This is a genomic window from Mycobacterium ulcerans subsp. shinshuense (genome assembly GCF_002355775.1).
In the GTDB taxonomy this organism is placed as follows: Bacteria; Actinomycetota; Actinomycetes; order Mycobacteriales; family Mycobacteriaceae; genus Mycobacterium; species Mycobacterium marinum.
Genome location: NZ_AP017624.1, coordinates 2,269,723 through 2,286,619 on the forward strand (window position 1 = coordinate 2,269,723; position 16,897 = coordinate 2,286,619).

The window sequence follows — 16,897 nt, forward strand, 5'->3', positions numbered from 1 at the left end:
CACCGGCGCGTTGGTGCGATTCTGTGTCTGCTCGCGGAGGAAAAGCTCGCGGAGGAAAAGCTCGCGGAGGAAAAGTGAGTACCAATCAGGGATCGCTGTGGGGTGGGCGGTTCGCCGGCGGGCCTTCCGACGCGCTGGCGGCGCTGAGCAAATCCACCCATTTCGACTGGGCCCTGGCCCCCTACGACGTCACCGCATCGCGGGCCCACGCTGTGGTGCTCTTCCGCGCTGGGCTGCTCACCGAGGAGCAGCGCGACGGTCTATTGGCTGGCCTGGACAGCCTGGCCAGCGACGTCGCCGACGGCAGCTTCGGCCCCCTGGTCTCCGATGAGGACGTGCATGCCGCGCTGGAACGCGGATTGATCGAGCGGGTCGGCCCGGACCTCGGCGGCCGCCTGCGGGCCGGCCGATCCCGCAACGATCAAGTCGCCACCCTGTTCCGGATGTGGCTGCGCGACGCGGTGCGCCGGGTGGCCACGGGTGTACTCGAGGTGGTGGCGGCGCTCGGCGATCAGGCGGCCGCGCACCCGACGGCCATCATGCCCGGCAAGACGCACCTGCAGTCCGCCCAACCCATCTTGCTGGCGCACCATCTGCTCGCCCACGCCCATCCGCTGCTGCGCGACGTGGAGCGGATCGTGGACTTCGACAAACGAGCGGCGGTTTCCCCATACGGCTCGGGTGCGCTGGCCGGATCCTCGCTCGGCTTGGACCCCGATGCGATCGCGGCGGATCTGGGTTTCACCACCGCCGCCGACAACTCCGTCGATGCGACCGCCTCGCGCGATTTCGCGGCCGAGGCGGCGTTCGTATTCGCCATGATCGCCGTCGACCTGTCCCGGCTGGCCGAGGACATCATCATCTGGAGCTCGACCGAGTTCGGCTATGTCACCTTGCACGACTCGTGGTCCACCGGCAGCTCGATCATGCCGCAGAAGAAAAACCCGGATATCGCGGAGCTGGCCCGCGGCAAGTCCGGGCGGCTGATCGGCAACCTCACCGGGTTGCTGGCGACCCTGAAATCCCAGCCCCTGGCCTACAACCGCGACCTGCAGGAAGACAAGGAGCCGGTGTTTGACTCGGTGGTTCAGCTCGAGCTGCTGCTGCCGGCGATGGCGGGCCTGGTGGGGAGCCTGACCTTCGATGTCGAGCGGATGGCCGCGCTGGCGCCTGCGGGCTACACGTTGGCCACCGATGTCGCAGAGTGGTTGGTACGACAAGGCGTCCCCTTTAGGTCCGCGCATGAGGCCGCCGGTGCCGCCGTGCGCACCGCCGAGGAACGCAGCGTCGGCCTCGAGGAGTTGACCGACGACGAACTTGCCGCCATCAGCCCGGAGCTGACACCGCAGGTACGCGACGTATTGACGATTGAGGGTTCGGTGTCCGCACGTGATTCTCGCGGAGGCACGGCGCCTAAGCGGGTCGCCGAGCAGCTTCAAATTGTGCGGGAAATCACTGCTCGGCTGGGCCATGAGCTGATGCGCTGAGCGGATTTTGCCGCTGCGGCCCTCGATCGCGAACTAAACTTCGTGTTCTAGGGAATGCATTGAACGTTTCGGCGTTGATGTTCGTGTTGAAGGGGTGGGACCGATGAGCGTCATCGCAGGTGTGTTTGGTGCGTTGCCCCCGCATCGCTACAGTCAGCGCGAACTCACCGAGACGTTCGTCAACATCCCGGACTTTGAGGGCTACGAAGAACTCGTCCGGCAGCTACACGCAAACGCAAAGGTCAACAGCCGCCATTTGGTGCTGCCGCTGGAGACGTACCCCAAGCTGAATGACTTCGGCGAGGCCAATGGGATTTTCATCGACAAGGCCGTGGACCTCGGCGTCGAAGCCTTGATGGGGGCACTCGACGAGGCCGGCCTGCAGCCCGAAGACCTCGATGTCCTCATCACCACCACGGTCACCGGCCTGGCGGTGCCATCGTTGGATGCCCGCATCGCCGGACGCGTTGGACTGCGGCCGGACGTGCGACGGGTACCGCTGTTCGGGCTGGGATGTGTGGCCGGTGCCGCCGGTGTGGCCCGTCTCCACGACTATCTGCGCGGTGCTCCCAACGGCATCGCCGCCTTGATCTCCGTCGAGCTGTGTTCACTGACTTTCCCGGGATACAAGCCTTCGGCTGCGGGTCTGGTCGGCAGTGCACTGTTTGCAGACGGTGCCGCCGCGGTGGTGGCGGTCGGAGACGGACGGGCCGAAGAGGTTGGCGCCAGCGGACCCGACATCCTGGATTCGTGCAGCCACCTGTATCCCGATTCGTTGCGCACCATGGGCTACGACGTGGGCTCCGCCGGGTTCGAGCTGGTGCTGTCCAAGGACATCGCGGATGTGGTCGAGGAATATGTGGTCGAGGACGTCACCACCTTCCTGGCCGGCCACGGCCTCAGCGTCACCGACATCGGCGCCTGGGTCACCCATCCCGGTGGCCCCAAGATCATCAACGCGATCACCGAGAGCCTCAGCCTGCCTCCGGAGGCGCTGGAGCTGACCTGGCGTTCGCTCGGCGAGATCGGCAATCTTTCGTCGGCATCGGTGTTGCATGTGCTGCGGGACACCATTGCCAAACCGCCGCCCAGCGGGAGTCCCGGCCTGATGATGGCGATGGGCCCTGGGTTCTGTTCCGAACTAGTACTGCTGCGTTGGCGCTGAACAAACGTGAATTTCTGCTCGATCGGGGATCTAGGACGGGGCTACCGCAGGGCTCCGGCGTTGTTGATTAGCAGGCTTGTGAGCTGGGGAATTGTGGATTGAGGAGGTCTAGGCGGCGGTTGGCGGTCAAAGCGGTGATCCGGCAGGCTTCGGCGATGTTGTCGGCGCCGTTGAGGCGGTGCAGATTGATCGCGGTGTTGCGTAGCGTTGCTAGGACCTGTGCGCCGTTTCCGGTATGTGCCCTTTGACGGTCTTCGTCGAAGGTGACGTCGCGTATCCAGTGCAGGCTGTTCTCGATTCCCCAGTGTTGACGCATCCAGGTCATGATCGCGGTAGGGCGGGCGTGCTCGAACGGCAGGCTGCAGATGGCATAGACCACCTCCACGCTGCGCTGGTCGGTGGCGGTGATCAAGCGTTCACGAGTGATCCGGATGATTTGTTTTGCGTAGGGGAAGCCGATTCCTCGTGCAGCGGTGATGATTTGCAGGGTGCGGGTCTCGACACGGCCGTGGCCGCGGGAGTCGTCGGTAGCGGCTGCGGGCACCTCGGCCCAGGGCAGCGCGGTGATACGCGCAAGTATTTTGGCTTGGTTGGACTTGACGATCATCAGGTAGTGCGACTTCAAGGTGGCGCAGATCAACTTCGCGGTGACGACCTGGGTATGCATCGCATCCACGGTGACCAGCCACCGCAAGCTACCCGGCAGCAGCGTGAGCAGGGCACGTACGCAGGGAATTTCATTGCTTTTCTCGGCGACAGCGAGTTGACCGAGCACCAATCGGGCACGGTGGGCGAACACCGACACGAGATGCGTGGCTGTCGCTTTGGCGCGTAAAGCACCACGCAGCATCTTGCCGTCCAACGCGATCGGCACCAATCCACTGGGGTCGCTGCTGGCCACGTGTGCAGTGAAGTAACTGCCCATCCTGGCGTTGAGGTCGGCGGGGTCTAGCCGAGACAAAACAGCGCGGAAGGTCTTCTCACTGGGCCGCCGGAACCGGACCCCTAATTGGGCCAACACATCATCGGGAGCGGTGGCCGCCCATGTGGCAAAACCAGCATAGCCGCGCATCCCCGCGGCAGTGGCCAGAACCGCGATCGCCAACAAAGCCATCAGCGAATACCTCCGACCGCGTGGGTCCCTCGGGTCTGGCACCGAGGCCAACACATCGAAAAACTCCGATCCGATGAGCTCGCTGCGCCCACCAGGACTCCAGCGGTCGAACACCTCTGGAACCGACGACACAGGCAATACTGAAACGGTAGGCACGGGCAACTCCAGACCAACGACGAACAGTAACCAACTCGATCGTTCTCCAGATAGCCCGTGCCTACACTCCGGCCCCAATAGCGCGGCACCAAAGATCATCAACCCAGCTCACAAGCCTGCTAATCAACAACGCCGGAGCCCTGGGGGCTACCGGTGCTTGGCCAGGAGCCGGAAAGGAACAACGCCAGCCGCCGCGCGCCCCTCGCGCCGATTCGCTGAGTAGCTGGAAAGGCGCGTTGTATGGACAGCACCCCAGACGAACTCATCACGGCACTGCGCAAGACACTCAAATTGAACGAGCGGCTCAAGCGGGAAAACCGTGACCACCTTGCCCAAGCCACAGAGCCCGTCGCGGTGGTCGGGATGGGATGTCGTTACCCGGGTGGCATCGCGACTCCCGAGGGCTTGTGGGAGATGGTGGCCGCCGGACGTGACGTGGTGTCGGATTTCCCGACGGATCGCGGCTGGGATGGGGCGAGTCTGTTCGACCCCGATCCGGACGCGGTGGGTAAGTCATACACGCGCAGCGGTGGATTCCTGACCGACGTCGCTGGTTTTGACGCCGAATTCTTCGGGATAGCGCCCAGCGAAGTGATGGCGATGGATCCCCAGCAGCGACTGTTGCTGGAAGTGTCCTGGGAGGCGTTGGAGCGCACCGGAATCGACCCGACCACGTTGCGCGGATCGCCGACCGGTGTGTTCGTCGGGGTCTTCCACGGCTCGTATGGGGGACAGGGCCGGGTGCCCGGCGACCTCGAGAGATATGGGCTGCGCGGGTCGACGTTGAGTGTGGCGTCGGGCCGAGTGGCCTATGTGCTGGGGTTGGAGGGCCCGGCGGTGTCGGTGGATACCGCGTGTTCGTCCTCACTGGTCGCCTTGCACCTGGCGGTGCAGTCACTGCGGTCGTGAGAGTGCGATTTGGCCCTGGTGGGTGGGGTACCCGTGATGGCCACCCCGGCGATGTTCATCGAATTCAGCCGGCAACGGGCGCTATCGGCCGACGGGCGGTGCAAGGCGTACGCGGGTGCCGCCGACGGGACCGCGTTCTCCGAGGGCGCCGGGGCGCTGGTGCTGGAGCGGCTGACCGATGCACAGCGGTTGGGACATCCGGTGTTGGCCGTGGTGCGGGGTTCGGCGGTCAACCAGGATGGTGCCTCCAACGGGCTCGCGACCCCGAATGGGCCCTCACAGCAGCGAGTGATTCGCGCGGCGTTGGCCAGTGCCCGGCTGGGCGTGGCCGATGTGGATGTGGTCGAAGGCCACGGCACCGGGACCACCTTGGGCGATCCCATTGAGGCCCAGGCGATTTTGGCCACCTATGGGCAGGACCGTACCGGGCCCGGCAAAGAGCCCCTGTGGCTGGGCTCGATCAAATCGAACATGGGGCATACCTCTGCCGCGGCCGGGGTAGCCGGAGTCATCAAGATGACGCTGGCGATGCAGCATGGGGTGCTGCCCCAGACGCTGCATGTGGATGTGCCGACGCCGCATGTGGACTGGTCAGCGGGGTCGGTGTCGTTGCTGGCCGAGGCGCGTCCGTGGCCGGAAACCGGGCGTGCGCGTAGGGCAGGGATATCTTCGTTCGGGATCAGCGGCACCAACGCTCACGTCATTCTCGAGCAGGCGCCGGCAGCAGAAGAGGTTGCCGCACAGCACAGAACCGATCTCACCCCGTGGATACTGGCTGCGCGGTCAGCTCCGGCGTTAGTCAACCAGGCACGGCGCCTGGCGCAGTGGGTGAGTGATCGCCCGGATCTCGATGTAGCCGATGTGGGCTGGTCGTTGGCTACCACCAGGTCGGTGTTCGAACATCGGGCGGTGGTGGTGGGCGCCGACCGGACGCAGCTGATTCAGGGGCTCGCGGGCTTTGTCGACGGTGAGCCAGGCGCCGGTGTTGTCGTGGGTCGTGCCCAGCCAGTAGGCAAGACGGTGTTCGTGTTTCCCGGCCAGGGGTCGCAGTGGGTCGGGATGGGCGTCGATCTGCTGGACACCTCGACGGTGTTCGCCGATCAGATGCATCGGTGCGAGAAGGCTCTTGCCGAGTACGTGTCCTGGTCGCTGCTCGATGTTGTGCGGGCGGTGCCGGGTGCTCCGGGGCTGAATCGGGTGGACGTCGTGCAGCCGGTGTCGTGGGCGATCATGGTGTCGCTCGCCGAATTATGGCGTTCCGCAGGGGTGCTTCCCGACGCGGTGATTGGCCATTCGCAAGGCGAGATTGCGGCCGCCTACGTGGCGGGGGCACTGTCCCTCGAGGATGCGGCGCGGGTGGTCGCGCGGCGCAGCCAGCTGCTGGTGCAGCTCTCCGGTGCCGGCGGGATGGTGTCGCTCGCGTGCGGACTGGAACGCGCCCGCCAGCTAGTGGCGTCGTGGAGCGACCGCTTGAGTATTGCTGCGGTAAACGGCGTTTCAGCGATCGTGGTGTCCGGCGAGGTGGATGCTCTCGATGCCCTGATTGGGCGCTGTGAGGCGGACGATATTCGGGCCCGCAGAATCGACGTCGACTACGCGTCCCATTCCGCTCAGGTGGAGGCGATCCGTGCCGAGTTGTCCGAGGCGCTGAACGGTATCGCGCCCCAATCGACATCGACGGCCTTCATCTCCACGGTCACCGGCGAATTCACCGATACCGCGGGCTTGGACGCCGACTACTGGTATCGCAGCATCCGCCAGACGGTGCAGTTCGAACGGGCTATCCGTACCGCCTTCAACAGCGGGTGCCAAGTCTTCATCGAGTCCAGCCCGCACCCGGTTTTGATGGCCGGCATCGAAGAAACCCTGGCTGGCCAGCAAGACTCCGGCGAAGCGATCGTCATTCCATCGCTGGGGCGCGACGACGGCGGGCTGCAAAGATTCTGGCTATCGGTCGCTCAAGCCCATGTCGCGGGGGTGCGGGTGGACTGGGCCTCGATCATCGGCGCCGGCCGCCGGGTGGCCCTGCCCACCTACGGGTTCCAGCATCGCCGCTTCTGGCTGGGGCAGCTCGATGCCGATCGTACCGACGTGGGCGGTCTGGGGCAGGCCGGCGCCGCGCATGGCCTACTGGGCGCGGTGGTGGAGCGACCCGATTCGGGTGGGGTGGTCTTGACTGGTCAGCTATCGGTGGCATTGCAGCCATGGCTGGCGGGTCATGCGGTGGCCGGCACGGTGTTGTTCCCGGGTGCGGGCTTTGTCGAGTTGGCGATCCGCGCCGGCGATGAGGCCGGATGCGCGGCAGTGGAAGAACTGACCCTGTCAGCGCCGTTGGTTCTGCCGACCGTCGGCGGAGTGCAACTACAGGTGGTGGTGGGCCCCGCCGACCAGTCGGATCGCCGGACAGTAGAAGTGTATTCCCGCGGCGACCAGTCACTTTCGGAATGGTCATTACATGCCGAAGGCGTACTGGCGCCGGCGGCGGTTGCTTCAGTGGGGCAGTTGACGGCATGGCCACCGGAGGGCGCGACGGCGCTGGACCTCGGCGGTGTGTACGATCGGCTGGCAGCCCGGGGCTACGAATACGGTCCGGCGTTTCGCGGTCTGCAGGCCGTGTGGGAGTCGGGGGGCGAAATCTTCGCTGAGGTGGCCCTCCCCGAAGACGCCGGCGCGCAGATCGGCGGTTTCGGCATCCACCCAGCGCTTCTCGATGCGGCACTGCATGCGTTGGTGCTGACCGCGGAGCAGAACCAAACGGTGTTGCCGTTCGCGTGGCAAGGGGTGTCGTTGCACGCTGCCGGAGCCTCGCGCTGTCGAGTCCGGATAGCGCAATCTCGGTCCGGCTCGGTCGCCATGGAACTCGCCGACTCGGCAGGTCTGCCGGTTTTGACGGTGCGGGACCTAGCGTTTCGTCCGGTGTCCGACCAGACGTCATCGGCGGGCACGGCCGGTGGCGGTGGCTTGCTAGAGGTCGTGTGGTCACCGCTGGGCAGGCCCGGCGACGACACCGCCGATATACCGTTGACGTTGTGGGACTTGGCCTCCCAGGTCGAGCTGTCCGCGGGTGCGGTGGAGTCGACATATGTGGCCACCGATGGCGCGTTGGGCGCATTGCAGTCGTGGCTGGCCAGCGACCAACCCGGGGTCTTGGCGGGGGTGACGCACGGCGCGGTAGGACTGGCGGACGAAGACGTGACCGATCTGGCGGGTTCGGCGGTGTGGGGGCTGGTGCGTTCGGCGCAGGCCGAGCATCCTGGTCGCGTCGTACTGGTCGATACCGATGGTTCGGTCGAACTGCGCGCGGTGCTGAATTCCGGTGAGCCGCAGCTGGTGGTGCGTGCGGGCGTGGCCTGCCAGGCGCGGTTGAAGCCGGCCGAGTCATTGCTGCGGTTGCCGCCACCGGGCGAGAATTGGCGATTGGTCACCGGCGGCGGTGGCACGTTGGATGACGTGAAGGTGGGCGGCTGTGCGCCGTCGGGGCTGATGACCGGACAGCTGCGGGTCGCAGTGGCCGCCGTGGGCGTCAATTTCCGGGATGTGCTGGTGGCGTTGGGTATGTATCCCGGTGGAGGCGAGCTAGGGGTTGAGGGCGCCGGGATTGTCACCGAGGTCGGGCCCGGCGTTTCCGGGGTGGTCGTCGGCGATGCGGTCATGGGGCTGCTCGGCGTGGTGGGGTCCGAGGCGGTGGTGGATCACCGCTTGGTGACCGCAGTTCCGCCGGGCTGGTCGCTGCAGACGGCCGCCAGTGTCCCGGTGGTGTTCTTGACGGCGTTCTACGGCTTGCGTGTCCTGGCCGAGGTGCGGTCTGGGCAGAAGCTGTTGGTGCACGCGGCCACCGGCGGGGTGGGCATGGCCGCGGTGCAGCTGGCTCAGCTTTGGGGTCTGGAAGTGTTCGCAACGGCTAGCCCAGGAAAATGGGATACGTTGCGGGCAATGGGTTTTGATGATGACCACATCGCCAACTCGCGCACTCTGGAGTTCGAAGAGAAGTTCCGTGCCGGCACCGGTGGAGCCGGAGTGGACGCGGTGCTCAACTCGCTGGCCGGCGAATTTGTCGACGCATCGCTTCGGCTGTTGGTCCCCGGCGGTCGCTTCATCGAGATGGGTAAGACCGATCTTCGTGACCCACAGACGATGGCCGAACAGCATCGCGGCGTTGGGTATCGGGCATTTGATCTCATCGAGGCCGGCCCGGACCTGATCGCGCGGATGCTGGCCGAGCTGAGCCGACTGCTTTGCGCCGAAACCCTGACACCGTTGCCGATCAAGACTTTCGACGTGCGGCTGGCTCGGCAGGCGTATCGCTTTGTCAGCCAGGCTCGTCACATCGGCAAGGTGGTGTTGACACTTCCCGACGAAACCGGTGCGGTACCCGCTGGTGCCCTGGCCGGAGGCACGGTGATCATCACCGGCGGGACGGGCATGGCCGGGACGGCCTTGGCCCGCCATGTTGTGTCCCGTCATCGGGTGGCCAACGTCATCCTGGTCAGTCGGTCCGGCGCGCAGGCCGAAGGGACCAGCGAGCTGCTCGGCCAATTGCAGGATGCCGGAGCAGAGGCGGCGGTGGTGGCTTGCGATGTCTCCGATCGGGACGCGGTCGCGGAGCTACTAGCGCAAGTGCCGGCACGCTATCGGCTGCGGGGCGTGATTCACGCGGCGGGAGTGCTCGACGACGGGTTGATCGCTTCACTGACCCCGCAGCGGGTCGATACGGTGCTGCGGGCCAAGATCGACGGCGCCTGGAATCTGCATGAGCTGACCCGCGGCCTCAACTTGTCGGCCTTTGTGCTGTTCTCCTCGATGGCCGGGATCATCGGCACCGCCGGACAAGGTAACTATGCGGCGGCCAACAGCTTCCTGGACGGGCTGGCCGTTCACCGGCGCGCGCTCGGCCTGCCGGGTGTGTCGGTGGCTTGGGGCCTTTGGGAACAAGCCAGCGCGATGACTCGCCATCTTGGTGAGCGCGACAAAGCGCGCATGAGCCGGGTGGGGCTGGCAACGTTGTCAACCGAACATGCCCTCGAGCTTTTCGACGCCGCGGTGGTGGCCGACCGCGCCGTTGTGGTGGCCACCCGGCTGGACGCCAACGCGCTCAAGTCCAACAGCGCTGCACTACCGCCGCTGTTGGGCGAGTTGGCCGCTCGCCCCAAGAGACGAGTGATCAGCGACGCCGATGCCGGCGATAACATCGCGGCGGCAACGGGCCTGGTGGCCAGACTGCACGGGCTCAGTGCCGAGCAGCGTCAACGCGAACTCGTCGATGTCGTGTGCAGCAACGCCGCTACCGTGCTGGGGCGCTCCAGCACCGCCGACATCAACGCCCACCGCGCCTTCCAGGAGTTGGGTTTTGACTCACTGACGGCCGTCGAGCTGCGCAACCGGCTCAAAACCGCGACCGGGTTGACTCTTTCGCCCACGCTGATCTTCGACTATCCAAGCCCCGCAGCCCTGGCCGAACATCTCGGCATCCGTTTGGCCACCGCCACGGCGCAACCCGATCTGATGCGCCGATTCGACGACCTCGCCCGCGAACTCGACAAGCTGATCAACCGACCCGACTGGACCCACGAGGACAAGGGCAAGTTGTCCGGCCGCCTACACGACATCCTGGCCGACCTGTTCGTCGATGACGACATCACCACTGCCAGCGAAAGCCAGCTCTTCGCCATTCTCGACGAAGAACTCGGCTCCTGAAGCCTCTACGAGGAGCAATCTTGACGGAAACCACCAAGCATGTTGATTACCTCAAACGCCTGACCGCGGATCTGCGGCGCACTCGCCGGCGGGTCGCGGAGTTGGAGGACAAGCTCTCCGAGCCGGTGGCGCTGGTTGGCATGGGCTGCCGGTATCCCGGGGGAGCGGATTCTCCGGAATCGTTGTGGGAGATGCTGACCCAAGGCCGCGATGCCGTCCCGGAGTTTCCCTCCGATCGGGGCTGGGATATCGACGCAATGTTCGATCCGGACCCGGACGCGCGTGGCAAGACCTACACACGGCGGGGCGGATTCCTGGCGGATGCCGGAGACTTCGACGCCGGCTTTTTCGGCGTTGGTCCCAACGAGGCCTTGGCGATGGATCCGCAGCAGCGGCTGATGCTGGAAGTCTCGTGGGAGGCTTTGGAGCGCAGCGGGATTGATCCGACCACGTTGCGTGGCTCCGCGACCGGGGTATTCGTCGGAGTGATTCACGCCGGTTATGGCGGCGAAGTCAAAGGTGAGCTGGAAGGATACGGGCTCACCGGTTCGACATTGAGTGTCGCCTCGGGCCGGGTGGCGTATGTGCTGGGGTTGGAGGGGCCGGCGGTGTCGGTGGATACCGCGTGTTCCTCGTCCTTGGTGGCGCTGCATCTGGCGGCGCAGTCATTGCGTTCGCGAGAGTGCGATCTCGCGCTGGTCGGCGGGGTGACAGTGATGGCGACCCCCGCGGCATTTGTGGAGTTCAGCCGGCAGCGAGCGCTGGCCGCCGACGGGTTGTGTAATGTAAGGCGTATGCGGGTGCCGCCGACGGCACCACCTGGTCGGAGGGGGCCGGGGTGCTGGTGGTGGAGCGACTGGCCGACGCACAGCGGTTGGGTCACCCGGTGCTGGCAGTCGTGCGGGGCTCGGCGGTCAATCAGGACGGCGCCTCCAACGGTTTGACAGCACCGAATGGGCCGTCACAGCAACGGGTGATTAGGGCGGCGCTGGCCAGCGCTCGGCTGGGGGTGGCCGACGTGGACGTGGTCGAAGGCCACGGCACCGGAACCGTTCTGGGGGATCCGATTGAGGCCGAGGCGATTTTGGCCACCTATGGACAGGACCGCACCGAGCCCCTGTGGCTGGGCTCGATCAAATCCAATATCGGGCACACCTCCGCGGCGGCGGGCGTGGCCGGGCTGATCAAGATGGTGTTGGCGATGCAGCATGGTGTGCTGCCCCAGACGCTGCACGTGGATGTGCCGACGCCGCACGTGGATTGGTCGGCGGGGGCGGTTTCACTGCTGACCGAGTCACGGCCGTGGCCGGATCTGGGGCGCCCCAGGCGCGCGGGGGTTTCCTCCTTCGGGATCAGCGGAACCAATGCGCATGTGATCCTCGAACAAGCCCCCACCGCCGAACACGATCTCGCCGAGCCTGATCGCGGCGCCCCAACCGTGCCGTGGGTGTTGTCGGCGCGTTCAGCACCGGCGTTGGCGAACCAAGCGCAACGGTTGCTGTCCTGGGCCGAAGAGCATCCAGATCTCGACCCGGTGGATGTGGGCTGGTCGCTGGCCGCAACCCGCTCGCTGTTCGAGCATCGGGCGGTGGTGGTGGGCACCGACCGCACGCAGTTGATGGACGGGTTTGCCGGTGTGGTCGCCGGCGAGCACGGCGCGGGCGCCGTGGTGGGCCGCGCGCGATCGACCGGCAAGACGGTGTTCGTGTTCCCCGGCCAAGGCGCCCAATACCTGGGCATGGGACGCGTTCTGTATGAGCGGTTTTCGGCGTTCCGCACGGCATTCGACGCGGTCGCGGCGGAGTTGGATGCGCACCTGCGGCTACCGCTACGGCAGGTCATGTGGGGCACCGATGAGGGGTTGCTGGAAAGTACAGAGTTCGCGCAGCCTGCGCTGTTCGCGGTGGAGGTCGCGCTCGCTGCCTTGCTGTCACAGCTGGGAGTCGTGCCCGATCTAGTGCTCGGGCATTCGGTTGGCGAGATCTCGGCGGCCCATGTTGCGGGTGTCCTGTCCCTACCCGATGCGGCACGGCTGGTGGCGGCCAGGGGCCGGCTGATGGCTGGGCTAGCGGCGGGTGGGGCAATGGTCGCGGTTGCCGCGTCCGAACAGGAGGTGACGCCGCTGCTGGGGTCCGGGGTTGCGGTGGCGGCGGTCAATGGGCCTGACTCGGTGGTGATTTCAGGCCCGGAAGGCGCCGTCGGCGAGGTGGTGGATCGGATTGCGGCACTGGGACGACGGACGCATCGGCTGGCCGTCTCGCACGCGTTTCACTCGGAGTTGATGGACCCGATGCTGCCGGACTTCGCCGAGGTGTTGAAGGGTGTCTCGGCGAGCCGGCCGCGGATCAGCCTGGTATCCAACGTTACAGGCCAGCTGGCCGAGGCAGGCTACGGATCGGCAGCGTACTGGGTAGAGCATGTACGCAAGCCGGTGCGCTTCGCAGACAGTGTGGCGTTGGCCGAGTCATTGGGAGCCGCCGCCTTCGTCGAGGTGGGGCCCAGCGGCGGCTTGACGGCGTTGGTCGAGCAGTCGTTGACTCGTGAGACGCCAGCGGTCCCGCTGCTGATCAAGGACCGCCCCGAGAACGACGCGCTGCTCCTCGGGCTAGGTCAATTGTTCGCCGATGGTCGAGCTTTGGACTGGCGTGAGGCGTTTGCGGGCTTGGGCGCACAGCGCACGGACCTATCCACCTATGGCTTTGTGCGGCGTCGCTACTGGCTCAAGGAGCTGGGCGTTGACCAGACCAAGCTCACCGGCGCTGGTCTGACAGGTGTCGGTCACCCGCTACTGGGGGCGGTGGTGGAGCGTCCCGATGTGGGGGGACTGGTGCTGACTGGCGTGTTGTCACCAGAACTGCACCCGTGGCTACGCGATCACACGGTGGACGGGGTGGTGCTGTTTCCGGGCGCCGGATTCGTGGAGCTGGCGCTGCGGGCGGGCGATGAGGTCGGCTGCCCGCTGGTACAGGAGTTGACCTTGCTGGCACCGCTGGCGCTGCCGCAGACCGGCACGGTGCGGATGCAGTTGGTCGTCGGCGGCGCCGATGAATCGGGCCGGCGGACCGTGTCGGTGTTTTCGTCGACTGCGGATGGCGATTCGTGGGTGCTGCATGCCGAAGGCGTGCTGCGCGCCAGCGGCGTCGGCCATGGTGTCGACCTGTGGGTGTGGCCGCCGGTGGGCGCATTCGCTGTGGATGTGAGTGACGTCTACGACCGATTCGCTGCCCGTGGTTATGGCTACGGACCGGCATTTCGCGGGTTGCGCTCGGTGTGGCGGCGGGGGCGCGAAATCTATGCGGAGGTGGTCGCTCCCGAGGATGCGACGGTGCAGGGCTTCGGGATCCATCCGGCGGTCCTGGATGCCGCCCTGCATGCCTGGGGGTTCGCCACCGCGACCGATCAATTGATGCCGCCGTTCTCCTGGCAGGGGGTGTCGCTGCATGCGGCGGGGGCGGCGCGGCTGCGGGTACGCATCACCCCGGCGGATGCGGGGTCGGTGTCGGTGGAGCTGGCCGACCCGCGCGGACTGCCGGTGCTATCGGTCAAACAGTTGGTAGTTCGCGCCGTTTCTGGTGAGGTGTTGTCGGCGGCCGTGATTGCGGCCGGAGGCATCATCAGCGGCCGGCTGCTCGAGGTTGCGTGGTCTCCGACATCACCGGAACTCAGCGCGAGCGACTCGGCTCGGGATGTGGTGTTGTGGGAGTCCGGCTCTGCCGACGGTGACGTCGCGGTCGGCCAGCGGGTGAACGAGGCGCTGGCGAAGCTGCAGTCGTGGTTGGCAGGCGATGATCCCGGTGTTCTGGTTGTGCTGACCCGGGGCGCGGTGGGCCTGGCCGGCGAAGGTGTTACCGATTTGGCGGGCGCGGCGGTGTGGGGTCTGACGCGCTCGGCGCAGGCGGAGCATCCGGGGCGCGTGGTACTGGTGGTCACCGATGATTCGGTGGACATTGCCGATGCCGTCGCTTGTGGGGAGCCGCAATTGGTGGTGCGCTCCGGTGTCATACATGGGGCCCGGTTGAGATTCATCGATTCCGGATCAGGGCTGGACCTGCCGGAAGGGCCGTGGCGGTTGGCCGTTGGCGGTGGGGGAACGCTCGAGGATGTGCTGGTGCAGCCGTGTCCTCGAGTGGACCTGGCCGCCGGCCAGGTGCGGGTCGCGGTCGGTGCGGCCGGGGTGAATTTCCGGGACGTGCTGGTGGCGTTGGGGATGTATCCCGGCGGTGGGGCGTTGGGTGCCGAGGGCGCCGGCGTGGTCGTCGAGGTTGGCCCCGGAGTGGAGGGCCTGGCCGTTGGCGATGCGGTGATGGGTTTGGTGGGTGTCGTGGGCTCTGAAGCGGTGGTGGATGAGCGGTTGGTGACGACGGTTCCTGCTGGATGGTCGTTGGCCCAGGCCGCAGGTGTACCGGTGGTGTTCCTCACAGCGTTCTACGGGTTGTCGGTGTTGGCCGGTCTCAAAGCCGGCGAGCGGGTACTGATACACGCAGGCGCCGGCGGAGTCGGTATGGCCGCGGTGGCGCTGGCAAAGTATTGGGGCGCCGAAATTTTCGTGACCGCTAGCCGTGGCAAATGGGATACGTTGCGGGCAATGGGCTTTGATGACGAACACATTGGTGATTCATGCTCGCTGGAGTTCGAGGAGAAGTTCCGCAAGACCAGCGGCGGCGCCGGGGTGGATGTGGTGCTCAACTCGCTGGCCGGTGAGTTCACCGACGCGTCACTGCGATTGTTGGTTTCCGGCGGGCGATTCATCGAGATGGGCAAGACCGACCTGCGCGACCCACAAGCCGTTGCCGACGAGTACCCGGGGGTGAGCTACCGGGCGTTCGACCTGATGGAGGCGGGCCCGGACGCGATCGCGCGGATGCTTTCCGCGGTCGTCGGACTGCTTCAGGCAGGAATTCTAAAAGCACCGCCGCTCAAGCTGTTTGATGTTCGGTCGGCACAGCAGGCCTACCGCTACGTCAGTCAGGCCCGCCACATCGGAAAGGTGGTCTTGACCCTGCCGCAGGGACCGGCCGCGCAATCGGTGTTGTCCGGAGGGACCGTGTTGATCACCGGCGGCACCGGGATGGCCGGGGCAGCAGTGGCCCGGCATCTGGTGCAGCGCTATGGCGTGGGCCACGTCGTGTTGGTCAACCGGGCTGGAACGCAGGCGCCGGGAATCGCGGATCTGGTTGCCGAACTGCAGCAGGGCGGCGCCCAGGTGTCGGTGACCGCCTGTGATGTGGCTGACCGCGATGCGGTCGCGGCGCTGCTGGCGCAGCTGCCGGACCGCTACCCGCTCAAGGGGATATTCCATGCGGCGGGTGTGCTCGACGACGCGGTGCTCGCCTCCTTGACACCGGATCGGGTGGAGCCGGTGCTGCGGGCCAAGGCAGCCGGAGCCTGGAATCTGCATGAACTGACCCACGGCATGGATCTGGTGGCATTTGTCATGTTCTCGTCGCTGGCCGGCATCGCAGGGGCCCCCGGTCAGGGCAACTACGCCGCCGCCAACGCGTTCTTGGACGGTCTCGCCGCCTACCGGCGCGGCCAGGACCTACCCGCTGTCTCGATCGCTTGGGGACTGTGGGAACAACCCAGCACCATGACGCAACACCTGGGGGATCGGGACCTGGCCCGGATGAGGCAGGTCGGACTCGATCCGCTGAGCACCGTACATGCCTTGCACCTGCTGGATGCCGCGCTGCTCGGCGAGCGCCCCGGCGTGGTGGCTGCCCAGCTCAATGTCGCTGCGCTGAGCGCCAACCCGGAGGTTCCCCCGATCTGGCGTGACTTGGTCACTCGCTCGGTGCGCCGCGTCGTCGACGCCAACGACAACAGTGCCTCGATGACTGCTCTGATCAGCCGCCTGTACACCCTGAGCCCCGAACAACGTAGCCGCGAACTTGTCGACATGATCTGCACCAACGCCGCCACCGTTCTCGGGAACGCCAGCGTCGATATCGATGCCAACAAGCCGTTCCAGGACCTTGGCTTCGACTCGCTGCCTGCCGTGGAGCTACGGAACCGCCTCAAAAGCTCGACCGGACTGACACTTTCGCCCACGTTGATCTTCGACTACCCAACCCCGGCGGCACTGGCCGAACACCTCAGCACCCAACTCAGCTCGCTGTCACCCGCTGCCGCCGATGAACAGCCGAACCGGCTGGCTCGGTTCGATGCGGTGGCCCGCGAACTCGACAGCATGATCAACGAGCCCGACTGGACTGCCGAAGACAGGGAACGGGTGTCGAATCGGCTCCACGGCCTGCTGGCCGACTTGACATCCCCGCAGTCGAGGGGGGAAGACCACAGCCACGATGATGACATCAGCTCCGCCAGCGAAAGCGAACTCTTTGCCATCCTGGACGAGGAACTAGGACCGTAGGC

Annotated in this window: 3 protein-coding genes and 2 pseudogenes; 4 read left to right on the forward strand and 1 reads right to left on the reverse strand. The window is 66.1% G+C overall.

All coding sequences use genetic code 11. The features are described from left to right. Positions 1 to 74: 74 nt before the first annotated feature. A complete protein-coding gene (gene argH / locus SHTP_RS10315) occupies positions 75 to 1,487 on the forward strand; it encodes an argininosuccinate lyase (protein WP_096370528.1) in 1,413 nt (470 codons plus the stop codon). Between the two features lie 103 nt (positions 1,488 to 1,590). Beyond that, complete coding sequence (locus SHTP_RS10320; RefSeq protein ID WP_096370529.1) at positions 1,591 to 2,652, forward strand: type III polyketide synthase; 1,062 nt, start codon at positions 1,591 to 1,593, stop codon at positions 2,650 to 2,652. A gap of 67 nt (positions 2,653 to 2,719) precedes the next feature. Here SHTP_RS10320 and SHTP_RS10325 read toward each other — a convergent pair whose 3' ends face one another. Then, positions 2,720 to 3,922, reverse strand: a complete 1,203-nt coding sequence (locus SHTP_RS10325; RefSeq protein ID WP_420872986.1) for an ISAs1-like element IS2404/ISMul1 family transposase — start codon at positions 3,920 to 3,922, stop codon at positions 2,720 to 2,722. A gap of 240 nt (positions 3,923 to 4,162) precedes the next feature. Between SHTP_RS10325 and SHTP_RS10330 the strand changes: the two are divergent. Beyond that, positions 4,163 to 10,525: pseudogene (locus SHTP_RS10330) on the forward strand (type I polyketide synthase). 20 nt (positions 10,526 to 10,545) lie between these two features. Further along, positions 10,546 to 16,895: pseudogene (locus SHTP_RS10335) on the forward strand (SDR family NAD(P)-dependent oxidoreductase). Positions 16,896 to 16,897: the final 2 nt, after the last annotated feature.